The 20,153-nt window shown below is 34.4% G+C and carries 17 protein-coding genes; 2 read left to right on the forward strand and 15 right to left on the reverse strand.

The window, feature by feature from the left end; genetic code table 11:
- Window positions 1-30 precede the first annotated feature (30 nt).
- The 4 genes from recJ to QL232_RS24215 all read right to left on the reverse strand — a co-directional run bounded on the left by recJ (window position 31) and on the right by QL232_RS24215 (window position 4,116).
- Window positions 31-1,731, reverse strand: a complete 1,701-nt coding sequence (recJ, locus tag QL232_RS24200) for a single-stranded-DNA-specific exonuclease RecJ (protein WP_281616106.1) — start codon at window positions 1,729-1,731, stop codon at window positions 31-33.
- A gap of 1 nt (window position 1,732) precedes the next feature.
- Complete coding sequence (locus tag QL232_RS24205) at window positions 1,733-2,101, reverse strand: DUF423 domain-containing protein (RefSeq protein ID WP_281616107.1); 369 nt, start codon at window positions 2,099-2,101, stop codon at window positions 1,733-1,735.
- A gap of 164 nt (window positions 2,102-2,265) precedes the next feature.
- Complete coding sequence (locus QL232_RS24210; protein WP_281616108.1) at window positions 2,266-3,249, reverse strand: nitronate monooxygenase; 984 nt, start codon at window positions 3,247-3,249, stop codon at window positions 2,266-2,268.
- 147 nt (window positions 3,250-3,396) lie between these two features.
- On the reverse strand, window positions 3,397-4,116 hold the full coding sequence (locus QL232_RS24215) for a hypothetical protein (protein ID WP_281616109.1): 720 nt from the start codon (window positions 4,114-4,116) through the stop codon (window positions 3,397-3,399).
- Window positions 4,117-4,384: 268 nt separating this feature from the next.
- Between QL232_RS24215 and QL232_RS24220 the strand changes: the two genes are divergently transcribed.
- On the forward strand, window positions 4,385-7,663 hold the full coding sequence (locus tag QL232_RS24220; RefSeq protein WP_281616110.1) for an AsmA-like C-terminal region-containing protein: 3,279 nt from the start codon (window positions 4,385-4,387) through the stop codon (window positions 7,661-7,663).
- Window positions 7,664-7,722: 59 nt separating this feature from the next.
- On the opposite strand, the gene QL232_RS24225 is transcribed toward QL232_RS24220, so the two are convergent.
- Entirely contained in the window at window positions 7,723-8,220 is a 498-nt protein-coding gene (locus QL232_RS24225) for a GNAT family N-acetyltransferase (RefSeq protein WP_281616111.1), read from the reverse strand.
- A 331-nt stretch (window positions 8,221-8,551) separates the two neighbouring features.
- On the opposite strand from QL232_RS24225, the gene QL232_RS24230 reads away from it, so the two are divergent.
- Window positions 8,552-9,706, forward strand: coding sequence for a BamA/TamA family outer membrane protein (locus tag QL232_RS24230; RefSeq protein ID WP_281616112.1), 1,155 nt, complete (start codon window positions 8,552-8,554; stop codon window positions 9,704-9,706).
- Window positions 9,707-9,747: 41 nt separating this feature from the next.
- Here QL232_RS24230 and QL232_RS24235 read toward each other — a convergent pair whose 3' ends face one another.
- From QL232_RS24235 to QL232_RS24280, 10 genes are all read right to left on the reverse strand, one after another.
- Entirely contained in the window at window positions 9,748-11,139 is a 1,392-nt protein-coding gene (locus QL232_RS24235) for a PKD domain-containing protein (RefSeq protein ID WP_281616113.1), read from the reverse strand.
- A gap of 175 nt (window positions 11,140-11,314) precedes the next feature.
- Entirely contained in the window at window positions 11,315-11,782 is a 468-nt protein-coding gene (locus QL232_RS24240) for a hypothetical protein (RefSeq protein WP_281616114.1), read from the reverse strand.
- 37 nt (window positions 11,783-11,819) lie between these two features.
- The gene (locus QL232_RS24245; protein WP_281616115.1) at window positions 11,820-12,290 is read right to left on the reverse strand and encodes a hypothetical protein; all 471 of its coding nucleotides are present in this window, start codon (window positions 12,288-12,290) and stop codon (window positions 11,820-11,822) included.
- A 136-nt stretch (window positions 12,291-12,426) separates the two neighbouring features.
- On the reverse strand, window positions 12,427-14,175 hold the full coding sequence (locus QL232_RS24250; protein WP_281616116.1) for a glycoside hydrolase family 9 protein: 1,749 nt from the start codon (window positions 14,173-14,175) through the stop codon (window positions 12,427-12,429).
- 84 nt (window positions 14,176-14,259) lie between these two features.
- The gene (locus tag QL232_RS24255; RefSeq protein WP_281616117.1) at window positions 14,260-15,360 is read right to left on the reverse strand and encodes a BamA/TamA family outer membrane protein; all 1,101 of its coding nucleotides are present in this window, start codon (window positions 15,358-15,360) and stop codon (window positions 14,260-14,262) included.
- A complete protein-coding gene (locus QL232_RS24260; protein WP_168882053.1) occupies window positions 15,361-15,930 on the reverse strand; it encodes a hypothetical protein in 570 nt (189 codons plus the stop codon).
- Window positions 15,930-17,390 (reverse strand): alginate export family protein, encoded by a 1,461-nt coding sequence (locus QL232_RS24265; protein ID WP_281616118.1) that lies wholly within the window; start codon window positions 17,388-17,390, stop codon window positions 15,930-15,932. The genes QL232_RS24260 and QL232_RS24265 overlap by 1 nt, the downstream gene beginning before the upstream one ends.
- 3 nt (window positions 17,391-17,393) lie before the next feature.
- Window positions 17,394-18,164 (reverse strand): NAD kinase, encoded by a 771-nt coding sequence (locus tag QL232_RS24270; protein WP_281616119.1) that lies wholly within the window; start codon window positions 18,162-18,164, stop codon window positions 17,394-17,396.
- A 50-nt stretch (window positions 18,165-18,214) separates the two neighbouring features.
- The gene (locus QL232_RS24275; RefSeq protein WP_281616120.1) at window positions 18,215-18,424 is read right to left on the reverse strand and encodes a hypothetical protein; all 210 of its coding nucleotides are present in this window, start codon (window positions 18,422-18,424) and stop codon (window positions 18,215-18,217) included.
- 82 nt (window positions 18,425-18,506) lie between these two features.
- Window positions 18,507-20,141: an MFS transporter gene (locus QL232_RS24280; protein WP_281616121.1), complete on the reverse strand. Its 1,635-nt coding sequence runs from the start codon at window positions 20,139-20,141 to the stop codon at window positions 18,507-18,509.
- Window positions 20,142-20,153 lie beyond the last annotated feature (12 nt).

Consider the following 20,153-nt stretch of genomic DNA (forward strand, 5'->3'; position numbering starts at 1 on the left):
TGTAAACGTAGATGAGTTCTAATATACTTGTTAATCGACACTAGAACGAATTTCTTTAATATTCAATTGAAGTATTTTACTTCCTCTGAATTCATTTATTTCTAATCTGAAAGCAATATCAAAACTTCCTGAAGTAATGATTTCTAATTGATCTGCCTGATTAAAAGCAATAGCATCGATGGCTTGATCTCCATCGTTTTGTATTAGTTTCATTTTCAGGTGTCTTTCCTTTAGTATCCTAGGTACTTCTGTTGATTTTACTCCCTTAGCAACAAACAGAGGCATTGGGTTTTCATGCCCAAAAGGTTTCATCTTATCGATGATACTAGCAGTGGAAAGTGTAATATCTGTCAGTTCAACTTCCAAATCGATATTTAATTCAGAAACAAATTCCTTTCCATTCAATTTTTTCTGTACTTCTTCATCAAATTTGTCGGAAAAGGCTGACAAATTTTCTTCTTTTAATGACAACCCTGCCGCTGAAGTGTGTCCGCCAAACTGAGAAAGTAAGTCACTACAAGAATTTAAAACATCATGTAAATCAAATTTTCCGATCGCTCTTCCCGAACCTGTCACTTCTCCTCGTGATAAGGTAAGACATACTGTCGGTTTTCCAATTTTCTCCGCTACCTTAGAAGCAACAATGCCCAAGACACCTTTATGCCAATCTTCCTTGTATAAAACTAATCCTGACTTATTCTCTTCACTAGAAGCAATCTCTAGTGCTTCTTCTGTGATCTTTTGGTCATAATTTCTCCTTAACTGATTTAATCGATTCAGCTCATTGGCTAATTCATTAGCTTCTTTAGGGTCTTCTGTTGCCAATAATTCTGCTGCAATTTGTGCATGAGCAATTCTTCCGGCTGCGTTAATCACTGGCCCAATACTATAGGCTAAATCATTCAGTTGAACTGTAGCTTGATCCTTTTTTAATACTTGTAGTAAAGCAATAATTCCAGGTTTTGTACTTTTTTTCAAGTAAGAAATTCCCTGATGTGCTAATACTCTATTTTCTTCCACCATAGGTACAACATCGCAAGCTGTACCTAAAGTAACAAGGTCTAAATGTTGCCACAATGGCGTTGGGTCAATTCCATGTTTTTGGCAAAAACCTTGAAGAAATTTAAATCCGACACCACAACCCGATAATCCTTTGAAAGGATAATCACAATCTGGTCTTTGAGGATTTAAAACTGCCGTAGCTTTAGGTATAGTATCTCCGAGTTGGTGGTGGTCACAAACAATAAAATCAATATTTCTATGAATAGCATTATCAATCGCTTCATGGCTCATGATACCACAATCCAAAGAGATAATTAACTGGCAATTTGTTTTCGCTGCGTACTCCACACCACGAACAGAAACACCATAACCTTCTGTATATTTATCTGGAACGTAGAAATCTACATTATCATAAACTCCTCTAAAGAAATGCATAAATAGAGCTACGGACGTAGTACCATCGACATCATAATCGCCAAAGAATAAAATTCGTTCCCCCTTTTCTATGGCTAACGTTAATCTCGCCACGGCCACATCCATATCTTTCATTAGAAAAGGATCATGTAACTTCTCTAGAGTAGGTCGAAAATAATCTCTTGCTTGATGTAAAGATTTCACTCCCCTTTGTGCCAATAACTTGGTAATCAAGATGGGTACATTAGGTTGCTTCATCAACTCTTTTATATATTTTTCTTCTGGCTCTGCAGCCACGTTCCATTTTTTACTCATATTATTTTTTTGCACCTAATGCCAATGCAATCCATGCCGCAATAAAACCTACACCTCCAATTGGAGTAATCGCACCTAACCAATTAATGCCTGTGATAGATAGAATGTATAAACTCCCTGAGAAAATTAAGATACCAATCACCATAAATACAGCAGCCCATTTTAACCAGTTTTGTTCTATTTTATCAGCCAGTGCTCCCAAAAGTAAGAGTCCTAAACCATGGTAAAAATGATATTTCACACCTGTTTCAAAAGTTTCTAAACGACCATTGGCCTCAAGAACTCCTTTTAAACCATGCGCTCCAAATGCTCCAATCGCTACTGCTAAAGCACAAAAAATGCTACCTATGATAATGATATTTCTACTCATTTTGTTTGTTATTGCTGTCCTGAAAGAATTAATCTTTTTAGTTTACCATGCAAGATACATAGGATTCAATATATTCTTCTTATGAAACAAGAAAAACGACTTCCTCGAAAGAAAATCGTTTTTCAAAAATGTTATTCATATCTTATTTCTAGTAAAGTTACTTCCTATGCTTGATTTTTCACACCTACAGAAGCAAATTCTTCTACCATTTGATCAACAACTTCTTTTACTGGTCGAATTGAATTTACATATTCAATAGATGGACCAGCACACCAAACTGATTTATAAGTCGCTCCAAAGGCTGCTTTTTCAAGCATTTTCATTCCTTTATAGAAAGTCAGCATCTTAGCGAACTTCTTGAGAGTCTTATTTTTATTAAGAATTGATTCAACCCAATTTTGCTTTGTACCAATCTCTTTCATGTATGGAGTATTGATTACAGTACATGGCGTACCCGATAACTTTGTCGTCATCACAATATCTTTACTACCATAATCGACACATGCCTGTTTGTAATCTTGTGATACACCCGCTTCGGTTGTTGCAATAAATGGGCTTCCCATAGAAATACCTACAGCTCCCAAATCCAACTTTTCTTTCCATTGGAATCCATTACCTACCCCTCCAGCAGATATCACTGGTATATTACAGGCATTTACCAAAGCAGGTACAAGTTCTGCCGCTTTTGTTGGCCCCGCATGTCCACCTGCTTCTTTATTTACCGCAATGACAGCATCAGCACCAAGTTCTTCTACTTTTTTAGCATAATGTATATCTACTACATCACAAAATACTTTGATTCCTGCAGGCTTACACTTTTCAATAATTTTTCTTGGTGATCCTAAAGAAGTGATGATGTAATCTACCTTCAATTCAACACATGTGTCCAATTGTTCTTTCAGTCTCACATTCGATTTGTTAGCAATAAGGTTAATCCCTATTGGACCGTCTGCTGCTGATCTAATTTGTTGAATAGCTGCTCTAAATTCCTTATCTGTTCTATAGTTTAAGGCTGGAACTGTACCTGTTATTCCGCTGTTGATCGCAGCAATTAGCATATCAGCATTGGATACAAGAAACATTGGTGCCATTATGATAGGATACTTAATCCCTAACATCTCGGTTAGTGGTGTGGAAATTTTTTCCATAGTGTTGTTGTGTAATTGGTAAGTTAATCAAAAAATAGTATGCATGCATACTATTTTATTTTCTACAAGATCAACAATTTTTAGAAAAAATAAAAACGGTATTATGAATAAATAGAACTGAATCTTATTGATTTTCAATGGTTCTTATTACCATGAACCTTGCCTTTCATAAATAGATAGAGATACGTGGAGGTGGTCACCTGTACCCCCATGACGGACCGCATTAAACCCTAAAGACTTAAAATACAACTGTGCCATCCATACCATCCAAAACGGTCTATTTTTAGTTCTTAAATCCATAGCATGTACATAACCCGTATTTTGTTTGTAATGTAGCGATCTGCCTTTTTTCTGTAATCCCATAGAAGTATAATCATCAGGAGTTCGAGACAGATCTGTTATCAACATCCCTTTATCAAGAAACAGGAAAGTTCTTACACTAATTTTAAGGTAAGGGTGCAATTGTGTGTATTCTGCTCTTATCTTTTCATTTTTTGCATTATTACCTGTGAATGAAAACAAAGCAAAAACAACATAGGATAAGACTATTAATGCTACAGAGATTGCTGACCACTTTAAATGAGAGAACCTTATTTTTTTAATATTCACTATCATCAAAGAGATGATCGAAAAATAAGCCCAAATACATAATGCTGACATTGTAATCCCTCCCACTAAGCCAATCCAAGTATTTATATTGTACTCATGATATAAGTAAATAGCACCTCGTATCAAAAATAAAAAAGGCAATGAAAGGCTAAACATGATAAAGATAATCTGGATAGTAAATTTAGTAAGTTCCCATTTCCAACTCCATTTTTTAGATGATTGTGATTCAGTAACATATTGATTAGTATAGTTTCTCATTATTTAATGGTAAAAGTTGATTTTTGAGTAATGTCTATTGTGTTTTACGAAAAATTCTTCTTTTCGATTACATATATTTTATAAATTTCTAATATTATTCCTCTTCAAAATTAAAATTATATCAAATAATGACCACACTCTTCGTAATCAATCACTTTAGGTATTAAATTTAAATGTCTACAACGAGGATATTTATTATTTTGATGATAATAAATGAACTTTTAATAATCTATCAACACAAATAGATAAAACCCTTAAATATTATACTGTGAAACAAAAAAGCAGCATTGGAAAGAAACTGGCAAAATGGTTCGGTTTTACTCTTTTAGGCGTTTTCGCGATACTCATTATTGGCGTCATTTTATTTTATGCTAATAGAGCTACCATTAAGGCAAAAGTTATTGAAGCCGTCAATCAAGAACAAAATGGTGATTTACAAATAGGGCAAATTGGTATTGCCCCGTTTGAAGATTTCCCCAATTTCACTCTCCAGTTAGATAGTATTGTCTATCATGAAAAGAAAGCAGCGATAAGAACAGAAGCTGAAGAAGGGAGACCTATTGCAGCGTTAAATAAGTTCTTTGTATCTATTGATGTCGTTGCCTTGATTGAAGGCGATGTAAAAATCGGAGCGATCAAACTACATGATGGCGAATTGAATTTACTTTCTTATAAAGACAGTACCTTCAACTTAACGAATGCATTAGGTATTGATCTTACAGACACAACACAAGTTGAAGAGCCTGCAGATACTACAACAGCGGCTCCTCCTGCTTTTGCGGTGCAATTGGATAAGTTCTCCCTTAAGAACATCAAAGTGATTGCTTACAATGGACTGACTGAAAAAGGTATTGGAATGCAGGTCAATAAGATCAAAACTTCATTGACGTATAATGAGAATATTATTTCAAATACTTTAAATGTCAATGTTGAATTACTTGGCATCAAAGACAAAGAAAAATTGATGTGGCGTAATAAACACTTAGAAATGAAAACAAATCTAAGTTTTGACCGCCTTCAAAAGATCATCAATATCCAAAAATGCCATATGGCTATTGAAGGAGCTGAGTTTGATCTTGATGGTACAGTAGATATCCCTAATGATCTCGACCTTGATATTAATATAAAAGCATCCCAAAAAGACCTGAACATCGTTAACCTATTGGCTAATGGTAAAATGGATGTTGAAAAAATTAAAGAAAGCTACTCGAGTACTTTGGGTGGTTTAGAATTCGATGCTAAGATTACAGGTAAATCTAAAGCTACTTTACCAAAAGTTGTGGCCAACGTTCGTCTAGATAAATTTACGCTTCAGAGTTTAAAAACACCGTATGGGGTAAAAGATTTTAGTTTTACTGCCTCATTGAATACTGGAGATTCAACAGATTTATCTCAACTGCAATTCCATTTAGATAAGTTTAACCTAGAAACAACGAATGGATACACTAGAGGAAGCTTGGATGTTACCAATGGTATCAAACAACCACACATCGAATTAGATTGGGATGCTAATCTTTCTCTTGAAAGCTTCGACGACCTATTAACAGATATTCCTTTTGATAGTCTTGGTGGTAAAATCACTTTCAATGCGAAAGTAAAGTATGATATTGATGTAGAGAAAAAGCAATTCTTACAAACGGGAAAGAATTCACAAAAAATATATCTGAAAATTGATGATGTCTATGTTAGACACGTACCAACAGGTTTAGTACCTAAAAATATCAACGGTATTTTCTATATCTGGGAAAACCACCTAGGTATTAAAGATTTATCCGCAAATATGGCGGGGAGTGATTTTAAATTCAACGGTAATATCGATAACCTGATTTTCTATGTATTAGGAATGGATACTGATATTAAAGCTGATGTAAAATTACAGTCGAAGCACTTCTTAGTAAAAGAACTTTTGATGTATCAAGATACTGCTGCAGCCGCATTAGCTGACAATTTACATGATATTGATATCGACTTTACATTAGAAACGAACAGTAAGAGTTTAAAAAATTATAAGATCGTACCTTATGGTAAATTAACGATCAATAATCTTCAAACATCCTTCGACAAGTTCCAGCCTATACATAATGTTTCTGGTTTAATGGGTATTACTCCAAAAGCACTTGGTATCGATCACTTAAAAGGAAACATAGGTAAATCAGATTTCTATTTCAGAGGTGGCTTTGATAACTATGATGGAGTAATTTACAAGGATTCAACAATTCAAATTCATGCGGGATTTGACATTCGTTCAAGCTCTATGCGAGTAGTTGATTTCTTTACATACGGAGATTCTCTATTGGTGCCAAAGACATTTAAGGATGAAAAAATGAATAACTTCCAAATTCAAGGGGGTGTTGATATTATCAACCAAGAATTGTTTTCTGGTAAAAAAGTACCTGATTTTAAAATTTGGATGAAAGGTTTGAAATGGCGTTTAAGTATCACTCCACTTCTATTTAGAGATTTTAAATTTGAATTGGTGAAGCAAGGGGATAATATTATGCTGAATGACTTTACAGGTAAAGTTGGACAAAGTGATATGACATTCAATGCTCAATTATACAACGTTTCTGATAGCACAAGAAAAGACTTTAGTGGTAAGTTCCAGGTAGATGCCAAAATGCTAAACTTTAACGAGCTACTAAAACTGACACTACCTGAAGAAACCTATGCCGAGTCATCTTCCTCTCGTTCTACTGAAATACAAGAAGAAGAACCTGTTGACATTTTTGCGATCAAGTATCCTGATTTAGAATTAGATGTAAAAGTAAAACAGATGCTGTTAATGGATATGCACATTAAAAACTTTGATGGAAAAGTATCTACTTCGAGAGATCAGACCGTTAAACTAGATGGTATTTCAGTACAGTTAGGTGATATCGGTAACATGAAAATGTCCGGCCTAGCAAATATGAAGGATCCTAAAAATGTAACCCTTGATGGTGATGCCGTACTTAAAAATGTCGATTTATCTAAAATTGATTTTGAAGTAGAGTACGAAGGTGAAAAGATCAATGTCTCTAAAAACTTTGATGGCATCTTAAATAGTACCATGAAGGCCAATGCTCGCTTAAATGATGATCTGACTATAGATATAGCTCATACTACAGCAGATATTAATATGACTTTAGAAAATGGACGTATTGTTAACTTTGGTCCATTAGAAGCAATGGCTCGTTACTTTGGTAATAAAGATATGAGTAATATCCGTTTCGATAAGGTAGAAAATAACTTCACTGTTAAAGATGGTGTTTTCTATATTCCAAGAATGGATATCGCCTCTACCATAGGACAAATTTATCTTACGGGCGAGCAACACTTGGATATGAACATGAAGTATATGGTAGAGGTACCATTTAAACTTGTTCGATCAGTGGCTTGGAATACACTTACAGGAGGTAAGAAAAAGAAAGATGATGAAGAAGACGAAATCCAAAAAGATGACGGAGGTAAGTACGTTGCTGTCCGTATCGAAGGAAATATCGACGACTACAGCATTAAACTTGGTAAAGGAAAAGACAAGAAGAAAAAAGACAAAAAAAGTAAATAAGCTTTAGTCTGTAATAAAATAAAGTCCACCTATGCTTCATTATACATAGGTGGACTTTTTTATACTTCCCATTTATATAGATTGACCTTAAGATCCTCTTCCATATAATAGTCAAACCAAGTAAGACCTAGCTTATTGGCAAGCTTTACAGAAGGTAAATTCCCTTCTTCAATGACAGCATATATTGGGGATACTTTTTTGATGTTAGCTCCATAGTCAAATATCAATTTTGAAGCTTCATAGGCTAAACCTTTCCCACCAAAACGTGGGCTGAAAATCCAACCAATTTGCATCTTCTCAGGAGTTCTTGGTATTGGATTTAAATTGACAATTCCCATTAATTCATTAGTTTTTGGGTCTCGAACAGTCCAGAAATACCCCACATCAGTTTCTATCTCTTTTATTTTAGATTGAAGTGTTTTCTTTCTTTCCTCATCTGATAAATCAATCATTGGAAAGATGAAATCCATAACATGAGGCTCTTTAAATAATACTATCAGTTCATCTAAATCGACTTCGGTTAGTAATGAAAGCTTTACTCGGTTTGTTTGCATCATTTAGGTAATTAATGTTAAAAGTATTAATTAAATTGAACAATCGTTCGACTAACAACGTAAAAAACAATATACTATACTATTTATATAATTAATAATAATCATGAAATCTATATTTTCTAATTGTATTAAAATTGCTTCATTATCATGTAAGGCCATTGTCATCTCCTTTGATATTATGTCCCATCATCAAAAAAGAATTCAATCACAACAAAATAAATAAACACATTCAATGCCTTTTCTAAATCACGAAAAGGCATTTTTTATCTCTAATAGTTGATTATCTTTATACCTCCTCTTTATCATTCATTTTGCCTAATTGTTTTACTTCAATATGAACAAAACTTTCTTTCTTCTGTGTATTCTGTTAGGGTCGACGACGCTTATCAAAGCACAAAGCAAATTTCAAGAATATTTTATCGATTCCACCGACCATGCTATTGATGTAAGTGGTTTTCTAAATGCAGGATACGGCTTCTTACCTGTTCCGATTGTTATCACTGAACCTGCTGTAGGTTTTGGTGGAGGACTTGCTGGTATCTACTTTCATGGTAATCAAAAAGAAAGAGTAGTAGAGGAAGGGGAAAATAACTTTGAAAACAGTAAAAACCTACCACCAGTATTGACAGCAGTTGCTGGCATGTATACAGAAAATGGAACTTGGGTAACGATGTTAGCACACCAAGGGTCTTACCTTAATGACCGGTTAAGGTATACAGGTGCTTTGGGCTATATGAACATTAACCTTACATTTTATGGTGCAGGACTTATTTCTGAAGATAAATATGCTTTCAACATGAAAGGGTTTCTTACTTTTCAGGAGTTTTTATTTCGACCTGTTGCAAAGCTTCCTTTTTTCACTGGATTAAACTATGTGTACTTCAATAACAATATTACCTTCGATACGCAAATTCCAGAAGTAGAACCTCTACAGGATGAAACCAACCTTGGAGGAATGAATGTAGTAGCCATGTGGGATACTAGGAATAATACTTTTACACCTTTTAAAGGGATAATGACTGCCACTGAGTTTGGTATTTTTGCCAAAGCATTGGGTGGGGATAACGACTATTGGAACTTTAGTCACCGTACTTATTTCTATCAACCGATCGTCAAAGAAAAACTCTTCTCTGGTTATAGAGTAAAGTTTGATAGCAAATGGGGAGACAATGTTCCTTTTTATGAATTACCATTTGTATCATTAAGGGGTATCCCTGCTTTGAGGTATCAAGAACATAATGCCTTAACACTAGAAACAGAATGGAGATGGCAAGTATTTAAAAGATGGAGTGCTGTAGGATTTGTAGGAGCAGGATTTGTTGCTCCAAAAATTAATGCTTTCGACTTTGGAGATCCTAAAGTTGCTGGAGGTGGCGGATTCCGATACTTAATAGCTAGTGATTATGGTCTCCATGCCGGTATAGATGTGGCAAAAGGCCCTGAAATTTGGGCTTGGTATTTAACCATTGGTAGCAATTGGTTTAGATAAAAAAAAGTTCACTTGGTAATAATTACCAAGTGAACTTTTTTTTATTTATTGACCTGAAATATCAATTGGTTGATCATCACTTCTACATTAGGTGCAATATCTTGTTGAGAAAAATAAAGCAAGTGATTTTTCCCATTCTCTTTAGAAGTTGATTCTACAGCTGCATCAAAGGTATTTTCTTCCTCTTCAATAATTCTTAAACCGAAAGATTCTATACCATCTGGGTTCGCTTCCAAACTTATTTGTGCTCCATTAGTTTCATCAGTAACCACAAATGTATTTGAAGAATTCAACGCGATCACTTCACCTTTCTTAATAGAAGACTCATTCAATTCAAAATAGATACCGACTGCTGACGTAGTGCTAATATTCTCTTCATCGCCAATATATATGAACCTTTTACCTCCTTCTACAAAAGAACTTACTTTAGAAATCTCTGTTAATGGACCATTCTCCGACTGAGAAAAATATAACGATTTAGACCCCGTAGGAATACCATCAGAACTTGTTGCTTTTTCTACTGTAACTCTATTATAAGCTTGCTCTTCAACATCAAAAATGATTGTCTCCTGAATATTCTTGTAATAGGTTAATGATAGTCCGTCTTCAGATTTTTCAAATAACTCTAGATCTATACTAGGAGTAACAATTATCTCATTAAAATCCTTGTTTAATTTATTTACTAGGTTATTAGACTGAACAAACACACGGACCATATTCGTTGTATTTTCCAATCGTATTGTTGGTTTTTCGACTTTCCTTGTATTCAATTCAACTGTGTACTCAGAAGGTTGATCATAAATATCAACAAATCTAATTTTGAAATAGTAAGTGCTCTCTGAAGCTAAATTATTAACATCAAAGCCTTGAGAAGGTTCTACTTTTATTTCCTCCCCAATTGCCCCTACTTCAATGCCTCTTAGTGGGTTTAATAACTGGGTAAATGCTTCATCAGTTGCCAAACTAACATACATTTCCTTAACATGATTGGGTTCAGAACCTTGAACATATTCCCAATTTAATGAGTAATCCCATGCTCCTGCTTCCAATTGATTGAATTGAATTTGAATACCATTCTCATTTACCTCTTCACCAATTGTAACATCATATGTTACTGAAGATACTTCTTGATCAATGGCAATATCAATCATTTTTAATGTGACAGTATATTCACCAGGAGTTCCATAAGTATGAGATACGTTGATATTATTATCAGAGGTAAACTCTTCAGAATCTCCCCAATTCCACTTATAATCAACCTCAGCTGGCGGATTCTCTGATCTATTTTCTAAAACTAATTCTAATGCATTATGATCTATTCCACTTAAGGTAGCTTGAGCTTTAGCAGGTAAATTTGCCTGTGGCTCATCTTTTGAACATGAAAATGCAAAAATTGATAGAACACCAACAATAAAGTATAGTATATGTTTCATAAACAACAATAGTATTTTTTGTAATTGTAAACTATAGTAGTAACATTGTATACGACTTCAATAAAATAAATGTTGTTTAAATTCCAACTTTTATTTAAAATACATTGATCTATATCAAAAAAAATGGACACCTACCTATTGTAAGCATCCATCCTTATTATCAAATTAAGTTCTCTTAATTCAAGTTTGAACTAATTGCTAAATCGACTGTATGTTTTGCCGCTGCATGTTTGTTATCTTCTACTTGAAGAATCACTTGATATCCACCTGGCTTCAGGTTATTCAAATATTCCATAGGAACTTCAACGTTCACATATTTTGCTCCTTTAACATCTAAATATACTTTGCCAGATAGTAAAATATCATGTGCTTCAAATTCTTCTTGGTCTTGTGGTGGTAATGCCAAATTGACGATATTTTCATGCCCTGCCAGAGTAGGGAACGTAACTACTAAGTTTTCTACTTGATTAGGTACATGTACATCAAAAGAAATACCTCTTGTGAAATTACCTTGTGCAGTAGATATACCTATGGTCTTACAATTAATTGTAGGTGAATTTTTCGGTGTTGGGTTATCTTTAGAACAAGACGACGCAAAAACTAAAGTGAATAAAGTAAGTACTGAAATTAGAATCTTTTTCATAGTAATAATGATAAATGGTTAAATGATATCTTAAGCGTTATTTTGAAATAATATTTACATATAAATCGATCTGTTTAAATGTGTTTTTCTCATCTAAAACAGCAAATGTTAAAGAGTGTCTACCTTCCTCCCATTCATTTAGAACATCAGGATTTAAGTAAACTACAGCCTCATCATTTCCTTTTACATTCATGTACGTTCTGTTTCTAAGTAAACTGCTGTGTACTTGCTCTTCGAAATGAGATTTTGTTTTTTCTGCTAGATTTATCTGTAAATAATCGTTCTTGTAAGGCATCTCTACATCCAAAGAGACAATCTTACCAGGAACATATATTGTTGTAATTAGGGTGTCTTTTACTTGTCCTTTAATTAACCTTGGTTCACTTCCATGAGAAAATTCAAATGATGTACTTTTTGGTACTACACTGTTGATATTTCTTCCTCCACAAGAGGTGAAAATGAAACCAAAGCATAAACCCAATACGATATTTATTATTAATCTTTTCATGACTTTTAAGGTCTACATTGAACAAAGAGAGTTTGTAATAATAGTAACGGCTTTATTATTCAATCGTTCGAATTATTTAGTTTCATTAAGAAAAAGACTTATGGGTTCGAAGTCTTTTTCTCACTTATTTATAAGTTTATTTCTTTTTCTGATTAAAATAATTGTTGATTCCAGACATCATATACACAAAAGATGCATTCCAATTAATTGCAATTTCATTGGTCGAATAACTACACTCCTCATCAATATATTTTGTCGCAGGTAAATTTGAAGAATAATTACAACCATCGTGATTACTATTATTTTGCGGTCCTCCAATTAAAAAACCTGGTACAGGCTCTTTGATACCATCTGCAGATGACAACCTATGATGAGGGTTCATTGGGTATTCTCTACCAAAACCAGTCAAAAAACACAAGTCTAATGCATTTCTTCCTAAAATGTAATCAGATAATGCTATTGTAGCTTCTAAGTATTTTTTATTTTTTGAAATGGTATAAGCATTCAAGAGTAACATCCCTTGGTTACTAGCCACGCTATTAGATCCCCAAACGAAATCACTTTCTAATTGTCCCATGGATACTTTCAACGGCGATTGCTCATATTCTTTTATCAAGGCATTGGCTTTCTTCAGTACGATATTCTCTACGTAATTAAGATCTGCCTTTGGTAAGGTTTTTAATTCCTTTTGATGAAGTAATAACGAGTATATTGGTAAATAAGAAACATTACTCCAAGATTGTACTTGGTTATACTTTCCTTTCTTCCAATCTACTTTTTCATAATATTTCTCTGCACCTGTTAAAATATAAAGTTCGACTGCAGCCCAATTAAACTCGTCTGCTAAATACTTGTCGTCATATGCACCCGTCGTAATTTTAGGAGAATACTGTTCGTTTAGTTTATTCTGATCATAGATTATATTATTATTCTCTAATGCCCATTGATAAGCTGCTACGGCTGCACTCGTATATTGTTGTTTTAGGTCTTTATTGAATTTTCCTAGAGTTCTAGCGGCCACAGACATCACCGCAGAAAAGTCTAATGCTGCTGCAGTAGTTTTCTGAATCACATATCGAGGTTTCTTCTGAGCATGATCGGGCATTACAAAACCATCAAAATTAGCATTGGTCAGCTTGTGGTATACTCCTCCATCCACGGGGTCTTGCATATTCATCATCCAATCCAAATTCCATTTTATTTGATCCAAATAATGCGGTAAAGTACTTTCCTCTTTTGGTATACTATAATCTAATTGATCCAAAGTAATATTGTATTGCTCATAAGCTAATAACATGCTGTATGTTGTAATCCCTGAATTAACAATATACTTGTTATAATCCCCTGCATCGTACCACCCTTTTGGTGCAGAAATAGTGGTCGATGGATCTTGACCATTTCTTAATGCAGAAGGATGAATCAATACTTTGGTATCATCATGACCTCCATTTCTTGCGTATTTAGCATCAAATTTTTCCAAGATAGGAGAAGAGCATCGATGTAAATAGAAAGCATGAATACTAGCTAATAATGAGGTTTCTCCTGCATTTTCTACAATTTCGAATGGATAAGAAGCCTGTTCTCCTTCCAATTCAATAATATACTTTCCTCCTTTTTTAATGGAAGAAGCATCGATCGTACCATAGCTTTCCTCTGAATACTTCCAACGTCCAACATCTGTAGTTGTTCCTTTAAGTACCACCTTGCTTAAATCTTCAGATAGAATCTTAAATTTCTTTGGACTGTTTGTTTTGACTGTAATTATTTTTTTTGCATTAGGATAATACCCCACTTGATTAAATAAGTAAAGGTGTTCTTGAGCACAAATATTCGTTATAAATAAAAGTTGTGCGAATACAGTGATAATAAGGTGTTTTGACTTCATAAGTAGTTCACGATAAAGTTGTCATTAGTTTTCCTTGCAATTTGATCAATTATCGCGATATTTTTGATGACAAGCCTTACATTTTTAAAAGGCCTCACCCAATGTGATATACAAACCTTTATTGTAATCTGTTACACTCCAAGCAAAATCAATTCTGACATTCGTTGGATCTTTTCTATTGATATTAAACCTTAACCCACCTCCTAAAGCAGCCTTTAAGTGTTGAAAATCCTGGAATTCATCAAATACAGTTCCGGTACCAACAAAAGCAGTAGCACCAAATCTTCCTATAATATTCTTTCTGAATTCGGCTTGTAACTGTATGGCATGGTCATCACGAAATCGTCCTAATTCATATCCTCGTAAGATCTGTTTTCCTCCAATCATAGAAAGCTCATGAAACGGAACATCGCCAAAAGTGGACTTAAAAAGTAAATGATAAGCCAGTACATTCTTTCCGTCATTTGTTAAATCATGATATCTCCTTCCATCTATTTCTAAGATAAAAAAGGAACCTTTATCCATTAAGCTTTTATAGAAAACAGCCGCTACATCTAGATAGTAATTTTTAGTAGGAGTTAAAATACTGTTTCGCTTGTCCCACATAAATACAGGGCCAATTCCTAAATAACTACCACCATCTGCATAAGGTAATTCTGGTGGAGGTTCAATGGCTTCACCAGATTCTTTTTGGTAAGAGACATCAAAAATATTGATAGATCGTATTCTTGCTCCCATAAATATTTTGGGCTGGATCTGTTTCAAAAACCTTTCTTTAAATTCAATTGAATGATACTCTGCATTTACCCATTCTTCATTTGGACTATCTGGACCTAAGCGATATAGTTTTTCAGGTGTTTTTTTATATTCAAAAATTCCTTTGAAATAATATTGTTCATGATTGGTCAAAATCGTATGCTCGGAAGACAAATAATTTTGCCCTTTATACGAAGACCCGTAATAGATATTGATATTTGAAGGCCTTGTGTTGTGATCTTTTCTATCAAACTTAAACTGATACAACAAGTATAACCCCAACACTACATCAGTTCTTGGACTGTAAGTAAATGTAGGGGAAGGTAAGATATTATTCTTATACACTTTTTGTTCTACAGAATCTACTTGTGCTTTTGACAAAGTGATACTTAAAACAAAAAGAAAGATATGTACACAGATGGATTTCATCTATTTTTTACCTTCTAATATTTTTTCGTACTGTAGTAGTAATCGTTTTTCTGTCATTAATGTATTTTCAATGAAATAGTCCATTTGACCCAATTTCTCTCTCTCTGTCAACAATTGCATTCCTGTAAATGAGTGCTCCATAAACTTTTCTATAAAATTTAGATAAAGAGCCTGCATTTTATAGAGTGAATTATATTTAGAAAGTTTCTCCAACTTTATATAGGTCACCGCTCCTGAAATTTGAGCCGTTTCCCATGCGGTATCTTCTATCAACTCAAATTCTAATGACAAATCATTATCGACATTCACAGTATCTAATTCTTCTTCAATTACTTTTATCAGATGTCGGATCTTTTTTTGGGTTGCTTCATGTCTAGTGATTAAAGAGTCCATCTTGTCATGGTTTTCTTTTACTTCTAACAAGATATCATGGGTTGCTTTTTCAGCTAATACACTATGCTCGTGATTACTCCACATAGTATCGATAAATAAGGCGAACATCACCCCAAATAATACAGAGAAGAACTCCTTAAAATACTTTTGATTGATTTTTACTGGTCTTTTATCCATTAAAAGGTAAACTGTGTTGTAAGCATAAAGAAATGTTGAGTATGTGCATTTCCTGATTGTGTATCCCAGAAATACTGTCCAGGAACCCAAAAATTATAAGTTGCACAAATCTCCCAATGTCGGTTTAAAGTAATCACTGAGGACAATTGCATAGAATCACCTAAATCTCTAGAATTACTTTCCCCTGTTCTTAATATACCATTTGATGTGTTATAAACCGCATCATTTAAGCTCGACCTTTGAAAATTCCAATAGGTCAACCTCGATTTTACAATCTTGAAAACAGTGAAATCAATATTTGCAGAAATAGATGTCAGATTTTTTCTATCCATCGCTCCATGTTCACCAAAAAATTGAGCGACTTGTGGAAAAAGTGGATTGAATGTTCCTAGGGTATTGTCTCCTTTGTTTTGATCTCCCGAAGAATAATCAAATCCTACCCATACATGAGGTTGAAGTGGTACTTTAGGAAAAGAGACACCAAACTCTGTTGTGATTGAGTAGGCACTAATGTTTTGATCTCCGAAGGAACCAAATTGATACATCGCTTCTACTTCATAGTTAAAGATTCTTTTGATAGGACCTGCAAGTAGAAAACCCGCTGTATACCTTTGTTCATTGGCAGTTCCTTCTTCATAAACAGCATTATTTCTATGTAAGCCATAGAAGTAAGGTTCAAAATAGGTACGATCAAAAGAAGACCAACTTGGCACTCCAAATCCAGCAGTTGTAGAGTAAGCGACATCCATAGATTCATACCTTACTCCCCAAAATGTTGTATTCTCATCTCTTGTTGTGTATCCATCTGGAACAGGAATGACAGGTTTGCTCACAAAGGCAACAAGCTTATCACTTTTATTCCCCACATAAAACCCTGCCCCATCAAAAGAACGTCGTGTTATAAGCCAGTTTCCTGGTGAAAGTAACCTTTCATGCCCTCCTTGAAGTTCTCTTCTACCTGCCCATACACCCATAAATGTATTGTTATAGAGATCAAATCTATATTCTGCAAAGAGATTTAAAAAAGCACCATCAGTTACGGGTGTTCCTGCTCCTAAACGGTCGCTATTATCTTTGGTAGTATTGGAATAAATACCTTCGGCAAATACTCTAAAATTGTCTCCAAAGTGAATGTCAGCATGTGCCCTTGTTCTAAAAGTGAACAATCCAGAATTCTGAGACATAAACTCTTCATTTACTGTAGGCATATAACGTAATCTTACTTGCCCACCAAAAGAAGCCCATATCTTGTGATTATTAGAAAGGGGTACATTCTTGATTAAATCAGACCAATCTTGTGCTCTTGATCTTCTTTCTGACCAATCATCTAATTTCCAATTTTCTTTATATCGACGATCCTGATAACTTTCCAAAGGCCAAGAAAGACTATCCTGTCCTTCTGAAAAAAGTGGAATCAAAAAAATCAGAAGGAAACAAATATTCCATTTAGAGTTTACCATGAATCAGATACTAAACTGTTCTAACATTATTCTATCTTCTAAGGATTGATCTTGGTCAAATAGTAGGTGTCGTGTATCTTTTTTGTCTTGCCAAACTTTAGCATGAACTGCATTCTTTACTTCTTTAGAATCGGCCGCAGCTCCAATAGGGCGTTTGGTAGGATCTAAGTTTTTAATTTCGATAGTTACATCGTTGGGTAATAATGCCCCTTTCCATCTTCTAGGTCTAAAAGGCGAAACTGGTGTTAGTGCTAATAAATTTGCATTCAGTGGAATAATAGGGCCATGAGCAGAGAAGTTATATGCTGTACTTCCTGCAGGGGTAGCCACTAAAACCCCATCTGCATTTAAATGTTCTAAGGTTACTTTTCCATTCACAGAAATTTGCAGATTAGCACTCTGACCAGAATATCTAATCACAGATACTTCATTATATGCTTTATAATGAAAATGCTCACCTTGATCATCTTCAATATCTACTGAAATCGGGCATAGATGAACATCTTGCGAGTGATTAATTCTTTCAAGTAAATCAACATCATCTTTATACTCATTCAATAAGAATCCTAATGTACCTCGATTCATACCAAAAATTGGTTTATCTAAATGAGGATAAGTATGCAGAACCTGTAGTAGGAAGCCATCACCGCCCAAGGCTACAATTACATCTGCATCTTCAGGAGAATAGTTCTCATGTTTTGCTAATAATAAATTATAGGCCTCTTCCGATTTTGGACTTCCTGACTTTAAGAATGCTAATTTTTGATATTTCATAATAAGTTTTGAATGAGTGGATTGAATGGATCGTATTATTTAAAAATTGTTTATTCTTCGTACAACATTTCAAATGCTACATCAGCAAAATGTTGTTCACCTAGGCTTGTTTTTACAATAACGAGCGGGTACTGATGCCAATCTTCTACATAGACTTCTTCGATCTCTCTAGATTCATCACCTAAAAATGGAGCTCCAATAATAAATTCTTTTTTCTTACAATCTGTATCAATGATAGATACTCCTTTGAATGTTTTCATTAGTTATCTGAAATTATATTGTGAAAAAATATACTATCATAAGCCTAAAGAAATACATCCAAAGCTTATGATAGGGTAGTTATTATGCTGTAGTCTCTTCTTCAGTTGCACCTAGTTTTTCACCAGGTAAAAAGAAACTTAGGAGTAAAGAAATCACAGTGAAAATACTTACTATTAAAAACGTATCTTGGAAAGCTTTTTCCGCTGAGTTATTCACTATCTCTTGGTAAGCTGCCTTTGTTTTTTCCGGTAAGTTTTCTTCCACCCAAACTTTTTCTTGCTCTGGAGTTATTTCCATAAAGGTATCTTCCAGTTCTATGATAATTTCTTCTTTATCTGCAGAAGAAAGTTGTAACTCTTCAGTAGTCTCATACCCATCTACCATATTAGAATAGACAGAACCAAATAAGATAGATCCAGCAAAGGCAATCGCGAATCCTTGCCCTACAATTTCTTTCATTGTTTCCGACAAACCTGATGCTTCTCCATCTTGTGATGAAGGTACTTTGATCATCGTTAATGTTGCAATTTGAGCCATAACCAATCCACAACCAATACCGAAAACTAAAGCTCCAGATGCTGTAGAAGTCCAACTCATATCTACTGACGCTTGTTGAGTCAATAAGAATGAACCTCCCAAAATGATAATAAAACCAACGATCACAATTAGTTTTGGAGAAATTTTCTCCCCTAAACTCGCTGTTCCAAAAGCTGTGAATGCCACACCAATTGAAATGGGTAAAGTGGTTAAAGCTGTATCAAATGAATCTAACCCTGCAGCTGATTGTACAAAAACTGAGACTGTAAATAATACGGCTGCAATTAAGAAGTACAATAAAGCTTGAACGGTCATACCAATAGAGAAAGGTATGTTCTTTAGAATTGAAGCACTTAACAATGGAGTTTCTCCTTTAGCTGTTAACGCTGCTCCTCTCTTGAAGAAAATGATCAATAAAACAACAGCAATCGCATACATGATAGGTACAATCGATAACCCACCTAAAGGAATTACTGTTCCTCCAATTTCAAACGGTCTCTTTTCCATTAACCATCCAAACTCTGAAGCCATTGTTGTTGCGATCAAGAAAGTACCGAAAGCAATAACAGATAGGAATACAGATACAATATCAATTTTGATCGAAGAATCTTTCTCTGTTTCTGGCAATGTAAATGCTGCAATGACGGTCAAAACACCAAATGCTGGCGATAAACCTAAAGCTATTCTCCATGATACAATCGAAGCTAAATAACCTACTACTACTGGTGCCAATGCAGAAATAATTGATAATACTGCACCATATATTGCGAATGCTGAAGCTCTTTGAGCTCCTTCGTAGAAGTACATAATCAAGGCAATGGACGTTGGAATAACCATCACCATACCGAATGGCCAAATTAATGCCCAAGCAATACTGAAAATTGTAGAGTTTGGAGCCAATACTACGATCGTTAGACCAATAGTATAGATAATAGAACCTATTAGAAAAACTTTCTTCTTCCCTATTTTATCACCTAACCTACCCGCTGTCACCATTAATGTTCCTGCGATCAATGAAGCAGATACAATCACCATCTGCAATCCAGAAACCGACCAATTTAATTCCTGTACAATTGGTCCAATCAATACGTTAATACTAAAGGATGTAATGTACATCATCACCATCGATAAGATGATTACGATTAACGGTTTCCAATTCATTTTTTCTTGTGTGCTCATTTGTTTAGTTCA

It is taken from the genome of Flammeovirga sp. SubArs3, assembly GCF_947387565.1.
Taxonomy (GTDB): domain Bacteria; phylum Bacteroidota; class Bacteroidia; order Cytophagales; family Flammeovirgaceae; genus Flammeovirga; species Flammeovirga agarivorans.